This is a genomic window from Streptomyces sp. NPDC002490 (assembly GCF_040296045.1).
In the GTDB taxonomy this organism is placed as follows: Bacteria; Actinomycetota; Actinomycetes; order Streptomycetales; family Streptomycetaceae; genus Streptomyces.
In genome coordinates this window covers 21,251-44,161 of record NZ_JBEOWM010000034.1, presented here as the reverse complement: position 1 = coordinate 44,161, position 22,911 = coordinate 21,251, and the positions used below count along the sequence as shown (strand labels likewise).

Genomic DNA, 22,911 nt, shown 5'->3' with positions numbered 1-22,911 from the left:
GACGGCTCGACGGCTCGACGGCTCGACGGCTCGACGGCTCGACGGCTCGACGGCTCGACGGCTCGACGGCTCGACGGCTCGACGGCTCGACGGCTCGACGGCTCGACCAACGCCCCGTCACGGGGGCTGGTGTGTCACGGATCGCTCACGGTTCGCCTTCCGGGAGGGGGTGGGAGAGTGCGAGCAGGCGACGGAGCATCTCCACCACGCGGTCCCGGCACTCGTCGATCGCGTCGATGGCTTCCATGCACTGCCAGTAGGCCCCCTGGTCCTCGGCGGTGCTGGCGATGCCGACCAGGGCGATGCCGACCTCGCCCAGCAGGCTGCCCAGGTCGAGCAGGGCTGCGTGCGGGTCGCTGATGCCCGTGAGTCGGGCGGCCCGTATGCCGTCGGCGCCCAGGGCCGGGTAGTGGAGCGCCCCGCTGCCCCGGCCGCCGAGTTCGCTCAGCCGCAGCGCCTCGCCCCGTAGTTCCATCGGGCCGGTGACGGCGAGTCGGCTCCCCATCACCTGGGCGAGGGCCTGGGCCTGCCAGGACTCGGCCATGACCCCGCGCGGGTCGTCGCTGGCTGCCAGCAGCTTCCTGTTGATTCCGATGAGCCTTACCGCGTCCATCCGTACCCCCGTCTCCGTGGACGCTGGGAGTGAGCGTCCGACCACACCCTGCCGTTTCATTACCCAGAGTGAGTTGTCGCGAGACGGAAAGCTAGTGGATGCCGGAAATCTGTGGGGAACAAGACGGTTGTGGAAAAGAGCGCCACTCCGGAGAGTGACTGAGCAGGGGATCCGGTCGTTCGAGGGACATACGGCACGCCTCCCGCTCGAAGCGGTCGCGCCGCACGTCAGGGGGGCGGGGGTGTCGCCCGCGAGCTCCGCCGGCCCGGAGGGCAGAGCGGGTGGGAGCCCCGGGAGGGCGCTCCGGGCGGGGTGATCGCCCGGAGCGCCCTCCCGGGGCCGTTCGCGGTCATCGGCCGGCGGTGGCGGGGATGTCCGGCGGGGGGAACCTCTTCTCGTTGCGGTCGATCTTGTCGGCCAGTGCGGTCAGCGGATCGATGTCGAGGGTCGCGCAGAACTGGAGCAGATAGGCGAGGACGTCCGCGACCTCCTCGCGGACGTGTTGGGCCCGCTCGGGGTCGGCGGTGATCCGGGCGGACTCCTCGGGCGTCAGCCACTGGAAGATCTCGACCAGTTCGGACGCTTCCACGCTCAGCGCCATGGCCAGGTTCTTCGGGGTGTGGTAGCGCCCCCAGTCACGGACCCTGGCGAATTCGACCAGTCGGTCCCGCAGTTGGGCGACGGTCGGCGCGGGGTCCGCTTCCTCGGTCGGTCGGTGGGGTGGTTGCGGGGTGCCGGGCGGGGCCGGGGCGTTCGAGGGGCTCACCGGTCAAGGTCTACCACCGTGAGGGGTTCGCCGGTCACGCCCTCCCGCACCGGTGCGGTGTCGCGTACCGAGCCCAGCAGTCGGACGTGTCCGCGTTCGCACATCTCGGCCGCGAGTCGGGCGAGTTCGCGCACCTGTCGCGCGTCCATCGAGCGGTCGAGGTCGTCGGCGAGGACGGTGAGGCACTGGTATGCGGAGGGGATCTCGGTGACGGGGTCGACGTCGAGCACGCCGGGCCCGGTGAGCAGGACGAGGGCCAGGGCGAGGTAGCGCAGTTCGCCGTCGCCCAACCGGGGCAGCGGGGTGTGGTGCCCGTCACCGCGGTCGAGGACCGCGTGGGTCCTGCCGTCCGGGAGGTCCTCGGTGCGCAGGTCGACGACGGGGCCGGTGCAGCCGGCCCGGACGGCGGTCACCAGGCGGGCGTGGCGCCTGGAGCACTCGGTTCGGGTGCGGCGCAGCACGCTGGCGAGGTTGCCGCAGTGGGGCAGGAGGCGTCCGGTGTCGTGGGGGGTGCCGGTCGCGGTCGGGGCGCGCATCCGTTCGGGACGGGGGTCGCAGGCGAAGACGGAGCGGAGCGCGACGACGACCTGTTCGGCACCGGCCAGCACCTGGCGCTGGCCGGCGGTCTTGCCGGCGACGCGCAGGGGGAGCAGGGCGGTGCCGAGGCGGTCGCCGGGGAGGGGGGCGCGGGTGACGGGGGCCAGGCCGGCGGTGTGCCAGGCGGCCTGGACGGTGGACCGGGTGGGGTCGCGCAGTGCGCTCGTGAAGAGTTCGGTGCCGTCGTCGGTGGTCAGTCGTTCGCCGACGATGCGGAGTTCGGGGTGGGTCTGGACGGCGAGGTCGAGGTGGATCGGGCCGGTGGGGCCGGTGGTGGTGCAGCCGATGCGGAAGCCGCGGCGGCCTTCGGGGTCGGGGGCGGACCGTTCGGGTGCCCAGGCGGCGGGGTCGGGGAGGGCTTCTTCCAGGGTGGCGCCGGCGGCGAGGCGGGCCAGCGCCTCGTAGGCGCGCAGGATGCTGGTGCGACCGCTGCCGCTGGGGCCGGTGAGCAGGGTGAGCGGGCCCGGTTCGAGGGTGGTTCCGAGGTGGAAGGTGCGTGCGGTGAGCCGGAGTTCGGTGAGGGCAGGCCGGACGGTCGGGGCGCCGGGTCGGGTCAGGCCCGGGGTGAGCACTGTCATGGAGCAGGACGCTAGGGACCGTGGTGCGCGCCGAACCGTTCCGCCCGGGCGGCCTTCCCACGATCGGGGGAACGGGGCGGGCTCCACGGCGGTCGGGAGTCCGTGGTGCCGGCGGCCCGTCCCGTGGGGGTGGGCCACCGGCACCACGGGACGGGCGGGCGGCGGGGCGGTCCGGGCCCTCGTCGGCAGCCTGCTGGACTCGTGTGTCTCCCCGCGCTCCGCGGGGAGGTGCTGCACCGCGTGGGTTTCCTCCCCCGCCTTGCGATCCGCGGCACCGGTTCCCGCTCCCCGGGCCGGCCGGACCCGGAAGAAGGGGCCTAGGGAAAAGTGGCGCCGGCGACGAGTCCTTGGATCTCCGTGCCGGCCGGGGCGAGCAGGAAGACGTTCCGGTCGACGCGGTGCATGCCGCTGCCCAGGCCGAAGACGACTCCGCTGCTGAAGTCCAGCACGCGTTTGGCGGTGTCGGATTCGGCGCCGGTGAGGTCCAGGAGGACGGGGATGCCGGACATGAGGGTCTCGGCGACGTCGCGGGCGTCGGAGAACACGTTGACGCGCAACACCACGAAGCGGCGCCGGGGTTCGTCGTCGGGTAGTGGTTCGGCCGGGTGGCCGGTCCACGAGGGCCATTCGTCGCGGCCCCGCAGCGGGACCACCTGGGCCAGCCCCGCCCACTGTTCGTCGGTGACGTCGTGGCTGTTCAACGGCCCACCCCGTCCTGGTTCGTACTGTTCTTCCCCACCGGACCATTCTTACGCCAAGTCACCCGATCGGCCCAACACCGACACGGGCGGTCCGGGCGGGAACGGCGGAAACCCGATGTCGGACGGTCGGTCAGTCGAGGGTCGGGGACTGGCCGCGCCAGCCCTGGGAGCGGAGGACGGCCGCCACGTCGGGCGCCCGGTAGTGGTCGCCCTTGAGCACCTTGCCGTCCGCGCGGACCCGGGGGACTCCATCGGGTCCGATCTTGCTCATGTTGGCCCGGTGGATCTCGGCGATCACCCGGTCCAGGTCGATGCCGTGGACGAGGGCCGTCCCGTAGGCGACGTAGACCACGTCGGCGAGTTCGTGGGCGAACCGGTCGAGGGGGCCCGAGACGGCGACTTCCGCGACTTCGTCGACCTCTTCCGCCAGGAGGTCCTGGCGGTGGGCGGCGAGTGCGGGCGGGACCTCGTGGGGGGTGTCGCGGGCGTCGAGCCCGCACGCCTGGTGGAACGCGCGGACGAGGTGGGCGGGCGACGGCCGGTTCGCGGGCGGGACGTCCTCGGCGGGGGTCTCGCGGGAGCCGGCCGGCTCGGCGGCGGGTGGAGTGGGCACGGTGAGGAATCTACCGGTCGCCGCTGACACCGCGTTCCGTGCGGCCGGGGTCTCGGGGAGGCCCCGGCCGGGGTCGTGGGTAGCGGTGTGCCGGGCGGGGCGGTGTCGGGTCCTGCCCGGGCCGGTGCCTACACCCGGAAGACGTCCAGGAAGGAGCTCCACCAGCCCTTCTGCTTGCGGTGGGCATCCGTGCGCGTCGACGGGGCGGACGGGACGGGGTCGGCGGAGCGGGCCTGCGGGGCGGTCGGGGGGCGGGGCGGGAGGCGGCGGGGGGCCACCGGGCTGAAGTGCACGGGCAGCGAGGTGACCGACCGGTGGAAGGGGCCGGGGCGCCACTCCAGCTTCTCCTCGGGCAGGGCGAGGGTCAGGTCGGGCAGGGCGTTGAGCAGGCGCTCGATGGCGGTGAGGGCGATCACCCGGGACATGGACTTGGCCGGGCAGCTGTGGGGGCCGGCGCCGTAGGCGAGGTGGGCGCCCTTGCTGAGGGTGAGCCGCGCGTCGGTGAGCTGGGGGTCGGTGTTGGCGGCGGCGAAGCTGATGGCGACGGGGCTGTTGGCGGGCAGGGTCACGTCGTCGAGGCGGATGTCCTGCACCGGGTAGTGGATGGCGAAGTTGGCGACGGGCGGACTGTTCCACAGGACGTTGTCCAGGGCGTCCTCGACGAGCATGCCCGCGCCGCGGCCGTGGGTCCGGCCGTCGAGGAGGAGCAGGAGCGCGCTGCAGACGAGGCTGCTCTGGGGTTCGATGCCGGCGGACATGATGACGACGAGTTGGTCCTTGAGTTCCTCGTCACTGAGCCCGGCGGAGTGTTGGACGAGCCAGGTGGTGACGTCCTCGCCGGGGTGGCGGCGCTTGTGGGCGACCAGTTCCAGGAGGGCGGTGGTGAGTTCCTCGTTGGCCCGCGCGGCGTCGCCGTGGCCGTCGAAGATGCCGGCGACGCCGCGGGTGACCCGGTCGCCGATGTCGGCGGGGCAGCCGAACATCTGGTTGAACAGCAGCATCGGCAGCAGCTTGGCGTAGTCCTTGAGCAGGTCGGCGCTGCCGCGGTCGCCGAACTGGTCGATGAGGTAGTCGGCGATCTGTTCGGCGTCCCGGGCGAGCCGGCTGGTGTTGACCTTGCCGAGGCTGTCGGTGACGGCCTTGCGGAAGCGCAGGTGCTCGGCGCCGTCGGAGAAGAGGCAGTTGGGGCGGTAGTACATCATCGGCAGCACGGGGCTGTCGAAGGACACGCGCCCCTCGTTGAGGGCCTTCCACCGTCGGGAGTCGCGGACGAAGAGCGCCGGGTTCTGGAGCACGCGCAGGGCCGCTTCGTGCTGGGTGACCAGGGTGGCCTCGACGCCGGGGGCCAGTTCGACGGGGGCCGTGGGACCGTGGGCGCGGAGTCGGTCGTAGGTCGCGTAGGGGTCGGCGGCGAAGTCGGGGCCGTACAGCTGGGTCGGCGGCTGCTGGTGCATCGGGCACCCGGGGGGAGGGAGCGGGGCGGACCCGGTCTGTGCGTCCATGCGTAAGTCCTCGGGATGATCCCGGGGCCCGGTGGGGCCCCGGGAGGTGGGTGACTGAGGGGGTGGTTCAGTTCACGCGCGCGAGCAGGTGCTTGACGAGCGTGATCAGCGCCTGGGCCGACGACGTCTGGTCGCGTGCGTCACAGAACACGACCGGGGTGTGCGGCAGGAGGTCGAGCGCTTCGCGCAGTTCCTCCTCGGCGTGCTGGTCTGCCTGTTCGAAGCTGTTGACCGCGATGGCGTACTCAAGGCCGTACTTCTCGATCAGGTCGATGACGGGGAACGACTCGTTGAGCCGTTGGGGGTCGACCAGGAGCAGTGCTCCGAGCGCGCCCCTGGCCATGTCCTCCCACAGCTGCATGAACCGCTGTTGGCCGGGCGTGCCGAAGAGGTACAGCACGAGTTCGTCGCTCAGGGTGAGTCGCCCGAAGTCCAGGGCGACGGTGGTGGTCTCCTTGCCCGTGACCCCGCGCAGGTCGTCGACGTGGGTCGACGCCTGTGTCATCTTCTCCTCGGTCCGCAGCGGAGTGATCTCCGACAGGGTGCCGATGAAGGTCGTCTTGCCCACGGCGAAGTGGCCGACGACGAGGATCTTCGCGGTCGTGAGGACCGCTTCCGGTAGGTAGACGGTGTCAGCCGAACCGGCGTTGGAGCCCATGCAGCACCTCTTCGAGGATCTTCCGGTCGACGAGCTTGGCGGCGGGGGGTGCCGCGCGGCAGATTAAGTGTCCCTGCTCCGACAGGTCGGTCAGCAGCAGCCTGACCACGCCGACGGGGAGGGCGAGTCGTCCGGCGACCTCGGCCACCGAGAGGTAACCGCCCGCGCACAGGCCCCAGATGGCGCTGACCTCGGGGCTGGGGCGGGCGGGGGGCGTGCGGTCGGGGGCGATCGTCACGAGGGTCACCAGGGACAGGTGGTCCGCGGCGGGCAGGTTGCGCCCGCCGGTGATCACGTAGGAGCGGATGAACCCGCTGGTGACCGACTGTTCTTCGCCGGGCGCGGTCATATGTCGCTGCCGGCGTTCTGGCGCGGCGGCGAGGTCATGGCCTTGCCGAGGGCGCCGACCTGCTGCTGCATCCGGAAGGACATGGCCTCCATGTCCACGTCGGAGGAGGTCGCGGCGGCGAGGTAGGCGCCGCTGCCGGCGGCGATGAGGAAGATCCAGCCGTCCTCGTACTCCAGCAGCGTCTGACGCCAGCGGCCGGTGGTGCGGCTGCCGATGAACGGCGCGACGGCCCGGCTCAGCGATTGCATCGAACTCATGGCGGCGGCGACGGTCTCGGCGTCGTCGCGTCCGATGGCGCTGGAGTGCTCCAGCAGGAGGCCGTCGGCCGAGACGAGGATCGCGTGCCGTGCCCCGCGCACCTGGAGCACGTCGTTGAGCACCCACGACAGATCGGGGTTCACTGGTGGTCGGGTCCTTCCGTGGTCGTCATGTCGCGTCCGGATCGGGTGCCGCGCTGGAACGCGCCCAGCAGGGAGGCCGTCTCTTCCTGGCTCCGCGGCGGTTCGGGGGCTTCGACCGGTTCCGGCACCACGGCGACGGGGCGTTGGCGGCGGCGCTTGGGCAGGCCGCCCGCGGTGGTGCCGCGGACGGTGGAACCGGGTTCGGCGCTGGGAACGGCGGCGAAGAGCGGGGTGGGCTGTGCGGCCCTGCCCTCACCCGTCGACCGGTGTTGGCGGATGACGGGAACGCTGCTCTGGCCGGTGAGGTCGGCGTCCGTGACGGTGGCCGGCACGTCGCTGGTGAGGAGTTCGTCCGGGAGCAGGATCACGGCCCGGACGCCCCCGTAGGGGGAGACGGAGTCGACGGAGACCTTGAACCCGTAGCGGGCGGCCAGCATGCCGGAGACGGCGAAGCCGAACTGGGGCGGGTTGCCGAGGCCGGAGATGTGGATGGGTTCCCGCGGGGAGAGCAGGGCGGACGCCCGGTCCTTCTCCTCCTGCCCCATGCCGAGGCCGGCGTCGTCGACGATGAGGCACACGCCCTTGGGCACGGCCTGGATGTTGATCTCGACGGGGGTGCCGGGGGCGGAGTAGTTGGTGGCGTTGGCGAGCAGTTCGGCGAGGACCACCGCCACTGGTTCGACCACCTTGCTGACCACGGAGAAGTTGGCCTGGGCGTGGATCTGGACGCGGTCGAACTGGCGGATGCGGCCCTGGGCGCTGCGGGCGACGTCGTAGACGGAGGCGACCGTCTCGCGCCGTCCGAGCCAACCGCCGCACAGGACGGCGATGCCCTGGGCCCGGCGGCCGAACTGGTTGTTGGTGTGGTCGATGGCCATGAGGTCGGCGAGCATCGACCCGTCGTCGCCGTACTTCTTCTGGACCTTGTCGATGACGATCTGCTGCTCGTCGGCGAGGCTCTGAAGGGTGCGCATCGCCGCCTTCAGCACCGCTTTGGTCTCCTCCTCCGCGTCCTTGCGGACCTCCGCGAGTTCGTTGATGTGTTGGTTGCGCAGGCCGCTGTGCGCCGCGCCGAGTTCGTTGCGCTGGTGGAGCAGCGCCTCGTTCTCCGCGGCGAGGTTCGCGTTGCGTCTCCGCAGACCGATGTTGGTTTGCCGTGCGCGCAGCACTCCGCCCGAGGCGGCCACTACCACGGCGATCAGGACCCAGAAGAAAGGGTCCTGCACAAATGACGTCATGAGACTCTCTTCGAGTGGCATTCCGGTGGAAACGGTCGCTTTCCTCCAGCCGGGGCGCAGCCGTGACCCGAGGTCACGGGGTGCGCCGTCCGGGCCGGAGAACGTTTCTCCGGGACGGGGCCCGTTCGGCTGACTCCCCCTTGGTGCTTCTGATGCACCGTCAGCCCACTGTGAAGATCACACACTGTATCAGCGAGGCACATCCCGTACGCAAGTGCCAACATGTCCCGCACACCACTTTCCGTGCCGGACCGGTCACTGTCGCACCGGGCGATTCGCCCCTCCCTAAAGGGATATGACGGGGCGTCAGCGACGCGCACAGGCGTCGACTCACACGTGCCTCCAACACCCCTTTCCGCCAAGCAAGAGAGGCGCTCCATTTCTCCATATCCGAAGCGTTCGACGCAACATGACAGAGCGTCATATACGGACGGGCTGCCGCGTCCGGCCACCTTCCGGCACCCCTCGCCGGCACCCGGGACCGCCATCGGGATGATCGCCGTGGTGAAGAATCCGCGAAGGATTCGGGGCGCCCGCGGCGGAGAGCGACACCATTCGGCCAGTTCGCCCGGAAAGAACCGGAGGGACACATTCCCCTCATCGGAAGTCGTCCGGCATCCGGACACCCCGACGACGTCAGGGGTACAGACCACTGATGGCCGAAAACGTGAGGACAAGTCGGCCGGAAAAGTGTGCCCCATGAGGGAACTTCACGGGGCGGTCCACCGTCGGGTGCACGCCGTGTCACCACCGCCCGGGGAGCCGGTACCGAGCGGGGCGGACGGTCCCGACCGCAACGGCTCCCGCCATCAGGTCGCGGGACGGCTCCGATGAGTTCCCCTGCCCAGTGGGCGACATTCCTCACATCGACGAGGGACGGACGGCCCCCCTCACCACCACCGCGGCGGTGCCACCATGGACGGGCCGCCCCGCGCCACCGCCCTCCGCTCGTGCGACGCGGCTGCCCCCTTTCCCTTCCCCCTCCAGGAGCGGCGATGCCAGAGCCCCGTCCCTCGGACGCCCCGCGCCGGGCCCCGTACCGCACGGTCCTGGCCTTCCTGCTGCTGCTCGGTGCGGTGTTCTCCGCCGGCCGGGCGATCGGCTCCGCCGTGGACCCGGTGGGCCCCTCGGTCCACCCCGCCCGCACCGGGACCGACCGCCCCTCCCCCGTCGAGGGCACCGACCCCGGCGCGGAGCACCCGCCCGGACACCCCGCCCCGCACACCGGCCACTGAGCACACCGCCGGCCGGCCCCTCCCGGGAACGCACCGGAGCCGCCGCGAAGCACCCGGGAACCAACCCGACCCGCCGCCCGACCACTTCCCCTGGAGATGCGGTCTGCGCCCCGGCCGCCCGGACCGGGGGCGAGCGGAAGGACGGTCGGTGCGGGGACTCGAACTACGGATGCGGAAGGTGACGTGCCGCCACGGGCGCGTGGCCGTGGTGACGGACGTCGATCTGGAGATCGGGGCGGGCGAACGGGTCGCACTGACCGGAACCAACGGATCGGGCAAGACGACCCTGCTGCGGGCCGTGCTCGGACTGCACCGTCAGACGACCGGCAGCGTCACCGTGGGCGGCCGGGACGCACAGACCGCCTCCGACTGGGCCTGGCGACGCCGCAGTTGTGCCTGGATCCCGCAGAAGCCCGCCGCCGGCCGCTTCCCCCTGCTCGGCGAGGAACTCCTCGCGAGCAGCGAAGCGCCCGCCGAGGCCGCGGAGGGCGCCCGCCGGCTCGGGGTCGGATCGCTGACCGGACGGCCCCTGCACACCCTGTCCGGCGGCCAGTTGCAGCGGATGTACCTGGCCCGCGCCATCGGATGCGTCGCGGCGGGCGCCCGGGTGCTGCTCGCCGACGAGCCCACCGCCGCCCTCGACTTCGCCGGCCAGGAGGACGCCGCCGAGGTGCTCACCACCCTGCCGGTGACCCTGGTCGTGGTCACCCACGACCGCTCCCTCGCGGCCCGCTGCGACCGGGTGCTGGAGATGGCGGCCGGACAGCTGCGGGAGGTGCGGTGAACCTCGCGGCCGACGTGGGCGCCCTGCTCCAGCTCGTTCCCGTGCAACGGGCCGGATTCGCCCTGCTGTTGGCGGCGGTGGGCCTGCCGGTGATCGGCGTGGTCATCGTCGGGCTCGACATCATGCCGGTGCGGTTCGCGATGATGCACGTCGCCCTGCTGGGCATCGCCGTGGGCCTCGCCACCGGACTGGACCCGATGGGCTGCGCCCTGGTCGCCTGCGCCCTGTCCGGGGCCGGGGTGGCCCCGCTCGCCCGCACCCCGAGCGGGCTGTCCGGGGCGATGGGGCTGCTGATGAGCCTGGCGATCGCGGCGGCCCTGCTGCTGCTCGCCGTCTCCGGGGTCAACGCCTCTGGCGCCTTCGCCCTGTTGTGGGGGTCGATCCTCTCGGTGGGCACGGTCGACCTGGTCGTGCTGGGGGCGCTCGCGGTGGTGGTGCCCGCCCTGTTCTGGTGGCGCCGGCGCGACCTGGCGCTGCTGCTGCACGACCGCGAGCTGGCGCAGTGCTCCGGCGTCCCCGTGGGGGCGCTGACCCTGGCGCTGCTGATGCTGGTGGCGGTGTCCGTCGCCGGGGCGATCACGCTCACCGGCGCCCTGCTGGTCGACGCGCTGACCCTGCTGCCCGCGCTGGCCGCCCGTCGACTGGGCACCTCGCTGCGCTCCATCGTGTGCTGGGCGGTGGGCATCGGCGTCGCCGTCAACGCCACGGGGTTCCTCGTGGCCCTCTGGCTGGACTGGCCGCCCGGCCCGGTCCTCGTCCTGACCGCGGGGGCCGTCGTCCTCGCCGTCCACCTCCTCCCCGAACGGAGCACCCGCTCATGGCGCGCATCGGCGTCCGTCCCCCCGCAGTCCCCGCAGTCCCCCGCCCCCGGCGGGCCCGTCGCGCGCTCACCGCACTCCTCGCACTGAGCACGGCCGCCCTCGCGCTCGGCGGATGCGGCCGGGAGGAGACCGCGGGCGAAGGCGATCCGGGAACGGTGACGGTGGTGGCCACCACCACCTGGGAGGGCGCCTTCGCCCGGGCTGCGGGGGCCAAGGACGTCAAGGTGCTCGTCCCCCCGTCGACGGGGCACGCGCCCGACTACGAGCCCAAGCCCTCTGACCTGACGACCGTGGCGGCGGCGGACTTCGTGCTGTACGCGCCCTTCGAGCCGTACGCGGAGCAGATCAAGGACGCGGCCGGGTCGCAGGCCGAGCTGGTCGAGGTCGGCCTGGACAACGACGCCGCGAAGGTGCGGGCCGAGGTGACGCGGCTGGCCGCGCTCTTCGGCACCGAGGACGCCGCCGCCGACTGGCGGAAGCGGTTCGACGCCCACTACGCGCGGCTGGAGAAGGAGCTCAAGGCCGACTGGCCGGACGGGAAGCGGCCGAAGGTGGTCAGCCAGGTGTTCACCACCTGGGCGGCGAAGCTCGCGGGAGCCCGTACCGTCGGCGCCTTCGGGCCCGAGGCGGTGACGCCCGAGCAGCTCTCGCGGCTGTCGGCCCACGAGCCGGCCCTCGTCCTCGACAACGCGCACATGACCACCGGCGAGGTGCTGCCCGGCACGGACGCCCGGCAGGTGGACGTCGTCAACTACCCCGACCGGGACCTCGACCTGCTGGCGGTGTACGAGGACGCTGCGACCGCCCTGAGCGAGGCCATGACCGCCTCCTGACCCGCCCCGTCCCGCCCCCGGCCGCGCCTCCGCGACCGGGGGCGGTGCCGTCAGGCGGACGCCGGGTCCGGCTGCTCGTCCGCCGACGTGCCGGACGCCAGGAGGGCGCGCAGGGCCGCGCGGTCGACCTTCCCGGCGGGGGTCAGGGGCAGTTCGTCGACCAGCAGCAGCCGCTCGGGGTGCTTGGGCCGGCCGACGCCCCGCCCGGCGAGGTGCCGGCCGAGCGAGTCGAGGGTGGGCGACGGGCCGGGCGCGGGGACCACGCACACCGCGAGCCGCTCCCCCATCAGGGGGTCGGGGACGCCCACGCACACCAGGTCGCGCACCTGCGGGTGGCCGTGCAGCTCGCGTTCCACCTCGGCGGGGCTGATGTTGGCGCCACCGCGGATGACGACGTCCTTGAGCCGCCCGACGAGGTGCAGCAGGCCCTCCTCGTCCAGGAAGCCGAGGTCACCGGTGCGCACCCAGCCCTCGGCGGTGCGGTAGCGGGCGTCGAGTTCGGGCGCTCCGACGTAGCGGAGCGGGGTCATCGGTCCGCGGGCCACGATCTCCCCGGTCCGGCCGACGGGCAGCGGCTCGTGGGTCTGCGGATCGACGATCCGGATGTCGGCCACCCGCGGGTCGGGACGGCCCGCGACCACCCCGGTGCCGGCGGTGGGCGGGGTGCGGTGCTCCAGACCGGTGTGACAGTTGACGCCGTCCGCGGAGCCGTACAGGTTGACGACCGGACAGCCGAACGCCTCGGCCGCGGCGGTGGCGGTGGCCCCGTCCAGGGGGGCGCCGCCGAGCACCAGCGCCGTGGGCGGCGGCAGCCGGTGCCCGTCCCCGCCCGTCCCGGCCGGCTCGGCCGGTTCGCCGGCGAGGTGGTCGAGCATCATCCGTACCGCGGTGGGCACGCCGAGCACATGGGTCGGCCGGTGGTCACGGATCGCCGCGAGGGCCGCGGCGGGGGTGAAGTGGTCCAGCAGGACCAGGGTGCCGCCGTGCCGGGCCAGGGTGACGGCGGTGGCGTTGGAGCCGAAGGCGGAGGCCAGCGGGACCAGGAAGAGGCAGCGCGGCGGGGTGCCGTCCGGGATGAGGGAGGCGAGGAAGTTGCCGCGCCCGCCGGCGAGGGCGTTGGCGGAGTAGGCGACCATCTTGGGTTCGGCCTCGGAACCGGAGGAGACCAGGATGCGGGCCGCGGCGTCCGGGTCGGAGCGGTGGGGGACGAAGTCGGTGGCGTCGGTGCGCATCAGCTGCGACAGCGCCAGCGTGCCCTCGGGTGCCGTCCGCGCGCCCTCGGCGATGACCTGGCGCAACTCCGGCAGCCGGGGCGCGAGGTCCCGCAGTTCCTCGGCGTGCCGGGCGCCCCGGTGCTGGGTCGTCGCGATGACGGCGACGGCGCGGGAGCGGCGCAGCAGGGACTCGGCCTCACGGCCGCCCCGGCCCACCGGGAAGGGCAGGGCCACCGCACCGAGCGCGGCCAGCGCCAGGTCGACGACGACCGCGCTGCGCCGGGCGGGGAGTTGGACGCCGACCACCTCGCCCGGGGCGACCCCGAGGTGTCTGAGTCCGGCGGCCAGCGCGCGGGCCCTGCGGTCCAGTGCGGTGTAGCAGAGCGGTCCCTTGGCGTCGATGACGGCCGTGCGGTGGGGGTCGGCGATCGTCCGGGCCCGGTAGAGGCCGTACAGGTCGAGGTCGGGGGTGGAGCCGTCGGCCGCCCAGGAGCGGCGGAGGGCGGCGGGCAGCAGGTCGGTCAGGTCGAGGTTCATGCGAAGCTCCAGGGTGCGACGACGGTGGGGGCGCCGTGGGCGTCCCGGCTGATCGCGCCGGGCAGGCGGGGGTCGTGGGCCGGGTCGGTGAGGTCGGTGGTGACCCGGGTCGCGCCCAGGCCGTGGGCGTGCAGGCGGGCCAGGGCCGCCTCGGTGGTGAGCCGGCCCAGGTCGTGGCGGGCCGCGGCGGCGGCGCCCGCGTCGGCGGGGGCCACCCAGCCGTCCGCGGTGCGCAGGGGACGGCGGAAGCCCGCGGGGCTGCGGGGGGCCTCGCCGGCGGCGGCCCGGCGCAGGGCGGGGGCGGTCAGGGTGTCGGCGGCGCCGAGGAGGGAGGAGTCCACGCGCACCCCGTGCCCGGAGCGTTCCCGCAGCAGGAGGCCGGCGAGGACGGCTTCGGCGCCGAGGAGTCCCCCGAGGACGTCCAGCAGGGTCAGCAGGCTGGGCGCCGGGGGTTCGTCCGCGGGGCGGGCCGCCTCGCCGACCCCGGTGCGGGCCTGGACCATGAAGTCGGTGCCCATCGGGGCGTCGGCGAGGCGGTCCGCCCAGCCGCCGGTGTAGGCGTACACCAGGGCCGGGTTGACCCGGGCGAGGTCGGGCGCGTCCAGGCCGAGCTGGGCGGCCTTGCCGGGTGCCCAGTTGTGGAGGAACACATCGGCACCGGCGGCCAGTTCGCGCAGGCGCGCCCGGTCGGCGGGGTCCTTGATGTCGATCCGGACGGCCCGCTTTCCGCGGTTGAGGGCGAGCCAGCGGGCCGAGGTTCCCGCGCAGGTGGGGGGCATGCCGCGCAGCGGGTCGCCGCCCGGTGGCTCGATGCGGACGACGTCCGCGCCCAGCAGGCCCAACAGGTGTGCGGCCAGCGGGGCCTGGATGCGGCGGCCGGCCTCCAGCACGGTCAGCCCGGCCAGTGGCCGCTCCGGTGCCGCGGCGGGGGCGGGCGGGGCGAGGGGGTGCGGCCGTCCGGCGTCCAGCGGGGTGAGGGCCCAGGGGGCGGCGCCGTCGTGCTCCGCGGCGCGTTCGGCGAGGGTGTGCAGCCGGCACACGTCGACGCCGGTGGTGGCGGCGGCCCGCCGGACCGCGGCGAAGCCGTGGGCCCGGGTGGTGCGGTGCAGGGCGGACGGGAAGGGGGCGCAGCCGGTGGCGTAGCGGAACTGGAAGGGGAGCCAGCCGGTGCGGATCGCGTCGGCGGGGGCGTCCAGGGCCCGCCAGAAAGCGGCCCAGTCGCCGGGGTCGAGGGTCTCCAGTTCGAAGCGGACGCCGTCCGCGGAGGTGAACGGGGGGCCGCCGGGCGCCGGTTCGACGGCTTCTGCTTCGGTGGCGCCGGCGGCGGCGAGGTACTGGGAGACGGTGAGCAGTGCGGCGTGGTCGGCGCGGGTGGTGACCCGTTCGACGGTGCCGCCCCGGGCCCGGGCGAGGAGCGCCGCCAGCAGCCCCTGCACGGTGAGGACGCCGGTGGCGGTGGACACCCAGTCGACGGCGAGGCCGCGCGGGGTGCCATGGCGACGGCCGTGCACGGCCATCACTCCGGTGGCGGCCTGCACGGTGGCCTCGTCGACGAGTTCGCCGCCCGGCGGCGCCCACCGGATGCGGGCGTCCACGGGCGTCGCTCCGTCGCCGGAGAGGTGCACGCGGCCCTCGGCCCCGGGGGGCGCGGGGACGGGCTCGGGGCGGGCGCCGAGCAGGCGCAGGTGGTCGGTGACGAGGGCGGTGAGCTGCGGGGGCCCACCGGTCGTGAAGCGGAGCGCGTCCAGGGGGCGGGCCGCCGGGGTGGCGACGCGTGGCGTCATCGGGAACTCCTCTCCGGACCCGGCCGGGGCCGGGACCGTGGTCGGTCGCGCGGGGACGCCGTGGGAAACGTCGCCCGCGGGGAACCGGAAGGGGCTCGCGCCCGACCCGTTCCACCGAGAGGCAGTCGGACGGGTGTTCCCCCGAGTTCCCGGGGGCGGAGGAGAGAGATGACACGCACGGGCGATCCGGAGGAGTCGGGGGCGGAGCGGTTGCGGGGGGAGGTCGAGCGCTTCGTGCGCGGGCGGGTGGTGCCGCAGGAGCCGCTGCTGGACGCCGGCGGTCCGGCCGCGGCCGAGGCGTTGGCCCGGCTGCGCGGCGCGGCGCGGGAGGCGGGGCTGTGGGCCTTGCCGTTGCCGGCGGAACTGGGGGGCGGCGGGCTGTCGTTCGGCGCGTACGCGGAGCTGGCGGAGGCGGAGGGCGCCAGTGACCACGGTCCGGCGGCCCTGGGTTCCGCCACCCTGCTGGACGTGCGGATGCTGGGCCGGCACACTCCGCGCGCGGTCCGCGAACGGTACCTGGGGCCTCTGGTGGCCGGGGAGGTGCACGCCGCGTACGCGATGACGGAGCCGGACGTGCCGGGCACCGATCCGTACGGCACCGCGACCCGTGCCGTACGGCAGGCGGACGGGGGGTGGCGGGTGAGCGGGCGCAAGTGGTTCGTGTCCGGGGTGGTAGGCGCCGACCTGGTGACGGTGCTCGCCCGCACCCACGGGGCTCCCGGCGACCGGGACGGGCTGTCGCTGCTGCTGGTGCCCACCGGCTCGCCCGGCTTCCGGGTGGTGCGGGAGCTGGGGGTGCTGGGCGCCGCGGGTCAGGGCGAGATCGCCCTGGACGGGGTCGTGGTGCCGGCCGACCACCTGGTCGGGGAGCCGGGGCGGGGTCTGGAGGTCGCCGGGGAGCGGCTCCAGCTCGGGCGGACCCTGCGCTGTCTGCGCTGGCTGGGGCAGGCCCGACGCGCCTTCGACCTGTTGTGCCAGCGGGCGGTGTCCCGCACGGGTTCCCGGGGCCGGCTGGCCGATCACCAACTCGTCCAGCAGCACGTGTTCGAGTCGCTGTTGGCGCTGCGGACGACCCGGCCGTTGGTGTACGAGGCGGTGGCGCTGGTCGAGGCCGGTCGGGACGCGCGCACCGAGGTCGGCTTGGCGAAGGTGGCGGCGGCGCGGACCCTGCACCGGGTGGCCGATGCGGCGGTGCAGGTGTACGGGGCGGCCGGGTTGGGGCCGGACACGGCCCTGCCCGCGTTGCTGCGCACCGGGCGGGCGGCCCGGGTGCTCGACGGCCCCGACGAGCTGCACGTCACCTCGGTGGCGCGCCGGGTGCTGCGCGGGTACGAGGGGGCGCCGGCGGTCCCCGGCCCGGTGGGGGGAGCTCAGGCGCCGCCCGGGCGTACGAGCCCGGACTCGTAGGCGTAGATCGCCGCCTGGGTCCGGTCGCGCAGGTTCTGCTTGAGCAGGATCCGGCTGACGTGGGTCTTGACGGTCTCGTCCGCCACCACCAGGTGCGCGGCGATCTCCGCGTTGGACAGACCCCGCGCGATCAGCGACAGGACCTGGGTCTCGCGCTCCGTCAGGTTCCCGGTGCGCGCCCGGGGCAGCGAGCGGGGTTCCGCGCTCAGCCGGGAGAACTCGGCGATCAGGCGTCGCGTCACGTTCGGCGCGAGGAGCGCCTCGCCGGCCGCCACCACCCGGACGGCGTGGGCGAGTTCCGCCGCCGTCGCGTCCTTCAGCAGGAAGCCGGAGGCGCCCGCACGCAGCGCCTGGTACACGTACTCGTCCAGGTCGAAGGTGGTCAGCACGAGCACCCGGGCGGTCGTGGTCGCCGAGGAGGTGATGCGGCGGGTGGCCTCTATCCCTCCGAGGCCGGGCATCCGGATGTCCATCAGGACGACGTCCGGGGCCAGTTCGTCGACCTTGGCGACGGCCTCCGCGCCGTCGGCGGCCTGGCCGACGACCTCGATGCCCGGTTCGGCGTTGAGCAGCACCGTGAAGCCTTGACGGACCATGGTCTGATCGTCGGCTATCAGCGCGCGGACGGTCTTCATGCGGTGCTCTCCGTGCTCTCCTCGGGGGCGGCCGGGACGTCGCCGGGAAGCACCGCGGTCACTTCGTACCCCCCGTCGGCCGTGGTGCCGAAGGCGACGGTGCCCCCGAGCATCGCGGCCCGTTCCCGCATCCCCAGCAGCCCGTGTCCGGCGCCCGGCGAACACGGCGCCGGCCGGGTCGGCGCGGTGTTGGTGACCCGCACCGTCACCTGGCGCCGGTGGTACCGGATGTCCACGTCGACCCCCGCACCGGGGGCGTGGCGCATCGCGTTGCTCAACGCCTCCTGGACGATGCGGAACGCCGACAGTTCCACGCCCTGCGCCAGCGGGACCCGTTCCCCACTGGTGCTCAGGGTGACGTCGAGCCCGGCGCCGCGAACGGTGGCGACGAGTTCGTTCAGCCGGTCGAGGTCGGGCTGCGGGGCATGCCGTTCGCCTTCGGACCCGGTGCCCTCGGAACGCAGCACCCCGAGCACCTGGCGCAGTTCGGTGAGCGCGTCCTTGGCGCTCCGTCGGATGCTCTCCAGCGTCTCCTTCAGCTCGGCCGACGGCTGCTCGACGAGGTGCGGTGCGGCCTGTGCCTGGATGGAGATCACCGACATGTGGTGGGCGACCACGTCGTGCAGTTCGCGGGCGATCCGGGTGCGCTCCTCCAGGACGGTCCGCCGGGCCCGTTCCTCCGCGGTGCGCTCCTCCTGGACGACGAGCCTGCTGCGCGCCACGTTGCGACTGTGGAGGGCGGAACCGACCAGGGCGGCGATGGACAGCACGGCCACCTTGAAGACCGCATGGCCCGCGAAGCCCCAGACGAAGACGGCGAGCAGGCCCGCCACGACGCTGATCACCAGCGTCTCGGCCGCGATGCGGGGCCGGTTGCGCAGGGCCACGAAGAACAGCGCCCACGCCTGGAGGGCGAGTTCGACGCCCGTCCAACGGGGACCCTCGTGGTGGAAGTCGGCCCCGCCGGGGGTGAGGACGATCTCACCGGGGGTGAAGGCGACTTCTCCGGGCATGAACCAGGCTGCTGACAGCGCGAGTTGCATCAGTGTGGACATCCACCAGGCCGGGATCGGACGGTGTAGCGCGAGGGCCGGCACCACGGCTTGGCACAGCGCGATGAGGATGCCGGGAACTCCCAACTGGTAGGTGACGAAGTAGCGGTTCCACCCCGAGACGAGCAGGGCCGCCCCGGTCACCACCAGCCCCAGGTTGACGAATACCGACAGCCAGCGCGGCAGGTCGGTGCGGGGGCCGTCTGTCTCGGCCGCCCAGAGGTCCCTGCGCAGGGCCCGTCCGGCCGCCACGAACCGGCCGCCCACGTGCAGTTCGGTCATGAGGGCCACCCTAGACGTCGTGGTGAACGGGCTCGGACGGAGCAGGACTGCCCCGGCACGCCACGCGGGCCCCGCCGCCCCCGCGCTCGTACCTGTGGAAGGCGGCGCAGCAGACGAGGAGCGCCACGGCGAACGCGGGCAGCCAGGCCAGCCGGGCGAGCACCCAGTCCGGGGAGTCGGGCACGGTGTGCAGTCCGGGCAGCGGCCGGCCGGTGAGTAGCCCGAGGGCGGTGATCGCCATCATCGAGGTCTGGTGCCACAGGAAGATGGACATAGCGGAAATATTGACCAGGGCCACCGGCGTCCAGAGGGCGGGCCGGGCGAACACCCTCCGCAGCGGGCCGAGCAGCAGCAGGGCGGCGCCGCACTGGGCGAGCCCGAAGGCGACCGCCGCGAGGGTCGGCGGGTCGAGGTTGGAGACCTCCTCTCCGGGCACGCCGACCATCGAGGCGGGGTACCCGCCCCACCGGACGAGCCCGGCGGTGGCGACGGCGCCGCCGCACAGCAGCGTCCAGCCGGTTGCGCGGCCGTGCAGCCGGCCGCGGTCCCGGGCCGCGCCGAGGCAGTACGGAACCAGCCAGCCGGCCGCCACGTTGACCGGGTCGAGCCAGTCGGGTCCTTCCAGGGCGAACCTGTTGAGGTCGACGAGCAGGACGATCCCGAGCGGCCAGCCGGGGTGCAGCCTGGCCACCAGGGGGGTCGCGGCGGTCAGGGCGGCGAGGACGAGCAGGAACCAGAGCGGGGAGAGCACCCGCTTGCCCAGGGTGTGCAGGGTCGTCACGTCGACCCCGGAGGCGAGCATCATGAGGACCGCCGCCGCCCACACGGCCAGCAGCACGGCGGCCGGGCGGAGCAGTCGTACCAGACGGGCGCCGAGCCACTGCCGGTAGCGGAGTCCTCTGCCCTGGGCCGCAGCGTGGCTCTTCGCACCGACCTCGCCGCCCACCAGGAAGAAGACGGCCAGTGTCTGGAAGGCCCAGGAGACCGGTGTGAACCCTGGCAGGTGCGCGAGGGGGCTGTCGCCGCGCAGAACGCCGCTGTCGGTCACCAGCGCGGTCACCAGCCAGTGGCCGAGCACGACCCCGAGCATGGCCAGGGCGCGGAGCGCGTCGACGGCGCGGTCCCGGTCGGGAGGGGTGGCGGAGTCGATGCGCCTGATCAGTTCGCGCATGCCGGCACCCCGGTGGGCCGTTCGCACACCCGCTCGCCGGTGACGATCCGGGCCATGTTCCGCAGGGCCGGGGAACCCGGCCGCAGGTAGTCACTGTGGTCCCCGTCGCCCGTCGCGAAGAACCTGGCCCCGAACTCGGGCGAGACGGGGTCGGTGCCGAATCCGATCGGGCCGAAGGGCGTCCACAGCCGGATGTGCGGGATGCCCCCGGTCCAGTCGTCGGAGCTCCGGCCCGCCCAGACGGTGGCGTCGGTGCCCAGCGCGGCCACGTCCTCGTAGCCCGTCCCCGGACTGCCGTAGAGCACGAGGTCCGCGGCCTCCAGCCCGGACGCGGCGCGGGCGCAGACGACGCTGCCGTAGGAGTGGCACAGCAGGGAGGTGCGGGCAGCGGGCTTCAACCGGTGCAACTCGCGGGTGAAGGACCGGAGTGCGGGAGCGGCCTCCTCGGCGCGCCCGGCCGTGGCGGCGGCCAGGCTCGCGGTCACCGGGGTGCGGTACCCGAGCCAGGCGACGACCGCGGCCCGGTCGCCGAGCTGTCGCCGTAGCGCGACGGCGCCCGCCCTCAGTCGCCGGTAGCTGTCGACGCTGGTGCCCGCGCCGGGGACCAGGACGGCGAGCCGGTCGGCGCGGGCGAGATCGCCGACGATCTCGACGCTGCGGCCCCCGTCCCTGCCGTCGAAGGCGAGGAACTGTCGCGTGGGTGAGGCCAGGGTGCGCAGCGCGTCCGCCCTCCTGCGGTCACCACGGTCGTCCGCCACGCCTGCCGCCGCCTCGATGTCGGTGCGGGTCCCGGCGTACCGCTCGGCGAGTTCGTGCGGGGTGGCCGCGTGCAACCGTCCACGGACGGTGGGCGTCGGTGCCGGCACGTCCACGGGACGGGCCGCACCCGAGATGGGCACGGCCACCGAGGCCGTGACGAAGGCGACGAGCACGAGGCGCCGCAGGCGTCCCCTGCGGGTGCGGATGGTCATGGCGGGCCCCTCCGGCCAGTGGCAGGTCGTCTGTCGACCACCGAAGCTACGGATCGGCCCTGGTCACGGGCGTCCCGCCCGAGAGTGATCCTTCGGCGTAGCTCTCAAGTGCTACGGGGACGAATCCCGACGCGCACCGGGGCGCATCACTCTCCGGTCGTGCCGTCGTGCTAGACGAGGAGCCGCAACCGCAGGTCCGCCAGGCCCACCCGGACCGTCTGGCCCCAGGTCAGTTCGAGGGCGTCGCTCTCGACCCCGTCGCCGAAGGCGACGAGCCGGTCCGACTCGACCACCAGGTGCAGGTGTTCTCCGGTGGTGAGGGCGCCCTGGACGAGGGTGGTGCCGGTGGTGGGCGAGGGCCACGCCTCGCGGACGAACCAGAGGAGTCGGGGGTCGGCGGGGGCGGGCAGGGCGGGCGGGCCGGAGCGTTCCCGCCACAGGGAGCGCAGCCAGCCGGTGGCTCCGGTGCCGGTGCCGACGAGGACCCCGGAGGACGCCTGGGCCTCCTCGTGCGCGGGGCGCTCGGGGCGGGTGCCGGTGGCCAGTCGGTAGCGGGCGGTCTGGTGGCCCGGGGCGCCCAGGTAGACCTCGTTGAGGGCGCGGATGCGCTGGGTGTCGTCGGCGACCGCCTCCACCATGGTCAGTTCGTCGAAGGCGGCGCCGGGGCGGACGGCCGCGGCGAGCAGCTTCGCCGTGTCGGCGGGGCGGTGGCGCACCAGGACGCCGAGTCCGCGTCCCGGTTCGGGGTCCACGCCCACCACGGGCTGTCCGCCGAGGTACTTGGCGGTGTTGGCGACGAGTCCGTCCGCGCCGACCACCACCACGACGTCCTCCGGGCCGAAGAGGAACCGGTCGAGGTCGCCGCGTTCGACCCGGGCCCGGCGCCAGTGGAGGGGGACGGCCGCCTCGACCGCGGCGAGGGTGCGGCGGGCCCGGGCGTGGCGGGCGGCGACCGGTTCGAGGTCGCGGCCGCGCGAGGTGAGGAAGAAGGCGGCCTGTCCGGGGGTGCCGTGCCGGGCGAGCAGTTCCTCGTACTCGGTGGTGCGGTGGACCAGGACGGCCCGTGGGGCCAGGCTCATTCCGCGCTGCCCGGGGCGGGTGCGGGGCGCGGGTCCGCGGGCGGGCGGCCCAGGCGTTCCAGCAGGCCGGTGAGCACGTCCGGGGAGACGGTCAGGTGGTCGATGCGCGGCAGGTTCTCGGCGAGTCGGGCCGCGGTGAGGGCGTGCAGGGTCGTGGGGTCCGTCTCGGCGTGCACCTTGAGCCAGGCGGCCTCCGCCCGGGCCCGGGCCTCGCCGGCCTCCCGGGCCGCTTCGGCCTGCGCCTTGGCCAGTCGGACGGTGCGGGCGGCCTCGGCCTCGGCGCGGATCGCGTCGGCGGCGGCCCGTTCCTCGGCCTCCCGGCGGGCGTTGGCGCCGCGCTGTTCGACCAGGCGTTCCTCCTGTCGGGCGAGTTCGATCTTGCTGGCCAACTCGTTCTCGGCGATGGCGCGTTCGCGTTCGACGGCGACCGCGCGGCGTTCGTAGGTGGCCCGGTCGGCTTCCTGCTGGACGCGTTCGCGGGTGGGGGTGCGCAGGGCGCGTTCGACTTCGGGTTCGGGGCGGACGGCGACCACCCGCACGCCGACCACGTGCAGTCCGGTGGCGGCGAGCCGGGGTTCGGCGCCCAGGCCGGCGGTCACCCGGTCCCGCACCGCGGCCACGCCGTCCGTGAGGGCGTCGGCGAGGGGGGTGCGGGCCAGCACGGCGAGCGCGTGCTGTTGGGCCGTTTCGGAGAGCAGGGTGGAGAGTTGTTCCAGGGGCGCGCCGCGCCAGACGCCGGTGTCGGGGTCGATGGAGAAGTCGAGCCGTTCGGCGGCGAGGGCGGGGTCGCCGATCCGGTAGGTGACGGTCGCCTGCACGGTGACGTCCTGGAAGTCGGCGGTGCGGGCGTGGAAGGCCATGGACTCCTCCCGGTCGTCGACGGGGATCTCGGAGAGCGCCGCGGTGAGCGGCCGGTACCAGAAGCCGAGTCCGGGTCCGTCGTGGACCAGGCGCCCGCTCCGGTGGTGACGGATGTGCGTGGTGGGAGCGGAGCGCAGGTGGCGCCAGCCGAGGCGCCTGGTGATGTCGGCCATGGGGACCCCTTTTCGTCCCCTCGACGCTAAAGGGTTCCGGTCATTCTCGTCAAGGT

Annotated in this window: 23 protein-coding genes; 5 read left to right on the top strand and 18 right to left on the bottom strand. The window is 74.0% G+C overall.

Annotated features, from left to right (window positions below; translation table 11 throughout):
- Positions 1-145 precede the first annotated feature (145 nt).
- From ABT092_RS21435 to ABT092_RS21390, 10 genes are all read right to left on the bottom strand, one after another.
- Positions 146-613: a DUF6099 family protein gene (locus ABT092_RS21435; RefSeq protein WP_351246173.1), complete on the bottom strand. Its 468-nt coding sequence runs from the start codon at positions 611-613 to the stop codon at positions 146-148.
- A gap of 349 nt (positions 614-962) precedes the next feature.
- Positions 963-1,286 (bottom strand): nucleotide pyrophosphohydrolase, encoded by a 324-nt coding sequence (locus tag ABT092_RS21430; protein WP_351246255.1) that lies wholly within the window; start codon positions 1,284-1,286, stop codon positions 963-965.
- Positions 1,287-1,375: 89 nt separating this feature from the next.
- Positions 1,376-2,554 carry an AAA family ATPase gene (locus ABT092_RS21425; RefSeq protein WP_351246171.1) on the bottom strand — a complete coding sequence of 393 codons (1,179 nt, stop codon included), beginning with the start codon at positions 2,552-2,554 and terminating at the stop codon, positions 1,376-1,378.
- Between the two features lie 317 nt (positions 2,555-2,871).
- The gene (locus tag ABT092_RS21420; protein WP_351246169.1) at positions 2,872-3,255 is read right to left on the bottom strand and encodes a cell division protein SepF; all 384 of its coding nucleotides are present in this window, start codon (positions 3,253-3,255) and stop codon (positions 2,872-2,874) included.
- A gap of 130 nt (positions 3,256-3,385) precedes the next feature.
- Complete coding sequence (locus tag ABT092_RS21415) at positions 3,386-3,868, bottom strand: pyrophosphohydrolase domain-containing protein (protein ID WP_351246167.1); 483 nt, start codon at positions 3,866-3,868, stop codon at positions 3,386-3,388.
- A 128-nt stretch (positions 3,869-3,996) separates the two neighbouring features.
- Positions 3,997-5,370: a cytochrome P450 family protein gene (locus ABT092_RS21410; RefSeq protein WP_351246165.1), complete on the bottom strand. Its 1,374-nt coding sequence runs from the start codon at positions 5,368-5,370 to the stop codon at positions 3,997-3,999.
- 67 nt (positions 5,371-5,437) lie between these two features.
- Positions 5,438-6,028 (bottom strand): GTP-binding protein, encoded by a 591-nt coding sequence (locus ABT092_RS21405; RefSeq protein ID WP_351246163.1) that lies wholly within the window; start codon positions 6,026-6,028, stop codon positions 5,438-5,440.
- The gene (locus tag ABT092_RS21400; RefSeq protein WP_351246161.1) at positions 6,003-6,377 is read right to left on the bottom strand and encodes a DUF742 domain-containing protein; all 375 of its coding nucleotides are present in this window, start codon (positions 6,375-6,377) and stop codon (positions 6,003-6,005) included. The genes ABT092_RS21405 and ABT092_RS21400 overlap by 26 nt, the downstream gene beginning before the upstream one ends.
- The gene (locus tag ABT092_RS21395; protein ID WP_351246160.1) at positions 6,374-6,778 is read right to left on the bottom strand and encodes a roadblock/LC7 domain-containing protein; all 405 of its coding nucleotides are present in this window, start codon (positions 6,776-6,778) and stop codon (positions 6,374-6,376) included. Before ABT092_RS21395 ends, ABT092_RS21400 begins: the two co-directional genes overlap by 4 nt.
- On the bottom strand, positions 6,775-8,016 hold the full coding sequence (locus ABT092_RS21390; protein ID WP_351246159.1) for an ATP-binding protein: 1,242 nt from the start codon (positions 8,014-8,016) through the stop codon (positions 6,775-6,777). Before ABT092_RS21390 ends, ABT092_RS21395 begins: the two co-directional genes overlap by 4 nt.
- 995 nt (positions 8,017-9,011) lie before the next feature.
- Here ABT092_RS21390 and ABT092_RS21385 point away from each other — a divergent pair.
- The 4 genes from ABT092_RS21385 (at position 9,012) to ABT092_RS21370 (ending at position 11,689) form a co-directional block, all read left to right on the top strand.
- Entirely contained in the window at positions 9,012-9,251 is a 240-nt protein-coding gene (locus tag ABT092_RS21385; protein ID WP_351246157.1) for a hypothetical protein, read from the top strand.
- A gap of 169 nt (positions 9,252-9,420) precedes the next feature.
- On the top strand, positions 9,421-10,035 hold the full coding sequence (locus ABT092_RS21380; RefSeq protein ID WP_502968474.1) for an ATP-binding cassette domain-containing protein: 615 nt from the start codon (positions 9,421-9,423) through the stop codon (positions 10,033-10,035).
- Positions 10,032-10,943 carry a metal ABC transporter permease gene (locus tag ABT092_RS21375; RefSeq protein WP_351246153.1) on the top strand — a complete coding sequence of 304 codons (912 nt, stop codon included), beginning with the start codon at positions 10,032-10,034 and terminating at the stop codon, positions 10,941-10,943. The genes ABT092_RS21380 and ABT092_RS21375 overlap by 4 nt, the downstream gene beginning before the upstream one ends.
- On the top strand, positions 10,853-11,689 hold the full coding sequence (locus tag ABT092_RS21370; protein WP_351246151.1) for a metal ABC transporter solute-binding protein, Zn/Mn family: 837 nt from the start codon (positions 10,853-10,855) through the stop codon (positions 11,687-11,689). The genes ABT092_RS21375 and ABT092_RS21370 overlap by 91 nt, the downstream gene beginning before the upstream one ends.
- 50 nt (positions 11,690-11,739) lie before the next feature.
- On the opposite strand, the gene ABT092_RS21365 is transcribed toward ABT092_RS21370, so the two are convergent.
- Both ABT092_RS21365 and ABT092_RS21360 read right to left on the bottom strand, forming a co-directional pair.
- A complete protein-coding gene (locus ABT092_RS21365; RefSeq protein ID WP_351246149.1) occupies positions 11,740-13,440 on the bottom strand; it encodes a class I adenylate-forming enzyme family protein in 1,701 nt (566 codons plus the stop codon).
- Positions 13,437-15,224, bottom strand: a complete 1,788-nt coding sequence (locus tag ABT092_RS21360; protein ID WP_351246147.1) for a CoA transferase — start codon at positions 15,222-15,224, stop codon at positions 13,437-13,439. Before ABT092_RS21360 ends, ABT092_RS21365 begins: the two co-directional genes overlap by 4 nt.
- Positions 15,225-15,392: 168 nt before the next feature.
- On the opposite strand from ABT092_RS21360, the gene ABT092_RS21355 reads away from it, so the two are divergent.
- Positions 15,393-16,631 carry an acyl-CoA dehydrogenase family protein gene (locus ABT092_RS21355; RefSeq protein ID WP_351246145.1) on the top strand — a complete coding sequence of 413 codons (1,239 nt, stop codon included), beginning with the start codon at positions 15,393-15,395 and terminating at the stop codon, positions 16,629-16,631.
- Here ABT092_RS21355 and ABT092_RS21350 read toward each other — a convergent pair.
- The 6 genes from ABT092_RS21350 to ABT092_RS21325 form a co-directional block, all read right to left on the bottom strand.
- Positions 16,595-17,266 carry a response regulator gene (locus tag ABT092_RS21350; RefSeq protein ID WP_351246143.1) on the bottom strand — a complete coding sequence of 224 codons (672 nt, stop codon included), beginning with the start codon at positions 17,264-17,266 and terminating at the stop codon, positions 16,595-16,597. The two genes, ABT092_RS21355 and ABT092_RS21350, sit on opposite strands and share 37 nt — an antisense overlap.
- A complete protein-coding gene (locus ABT092_RS21345) occupies positions 17,263-18,600 on the bottom strand; it encodes a sensor histidine kinase (protein ID WP_351246141.1) in 1,338 nt (445 codons plus the stop codon). The genes ABT092_RS21350 and ABT092_RS21345 overlap by 4 nt, the downstream gene beginning before the upstream one ends.
- Positions 18,601-18,610: 10 nt before the next feature.
- Positions 18,611-19,771, bottom strand: a complete 1,161-nt coding sequence (locus tag ABT092_RS21340) for an acyltransferase family protein (protein ID WP_351246139.1) — start codon at positions 19,769-19,771, stop codon at positions 18,611-18,613.
- Positions 19,759-20,742 carry an alpha/beta hydrolase gene (locus ABT092_RS21335; protein WP_351246137.1) on the bottom strand — a complete coding sequence of 328 codons (984 nt, stop codon included), beginning with the start codon at positions 20,740-20,742 and terminating at the stop codon, positions 19,759-19,761. The genes ABT092_RS21340 and ABT092_RS21335 overlap by 13 nt, the downstream gene beginning before the upstream one ends.
- Before the next feature lie 170 nt (positions 20,743-20,912).
- Positions 20,913-21,821, bottom strand: a complete 909-nt coding sequence (locus ABT092_RS21330; RefSeq protein WP_351246135.1) for a hypothetical protein — start codon at positions 21,819-21,821, stop codon at positions 20,913-20,915.
- Positions 21,818-22,855 carry an SPFH domain-containing protein gene (locus tag ABT092_RS21325; protein WP_351246133.1) on the bottom strand — a complete coding sequence of 346 codons (1,038 nt, stop codon included), beginning with the start codon at positions 22,853-22,855 and terminating at the stop codon, positions 21,818-21,820. The genes ABT092_RS21330 and ABT092_RS21325 overlap by 4 nt, the downstream gene beginning before the upstream one ends.
- Positions 22,856-22,911: the final 56 nt, after the last annotated feature.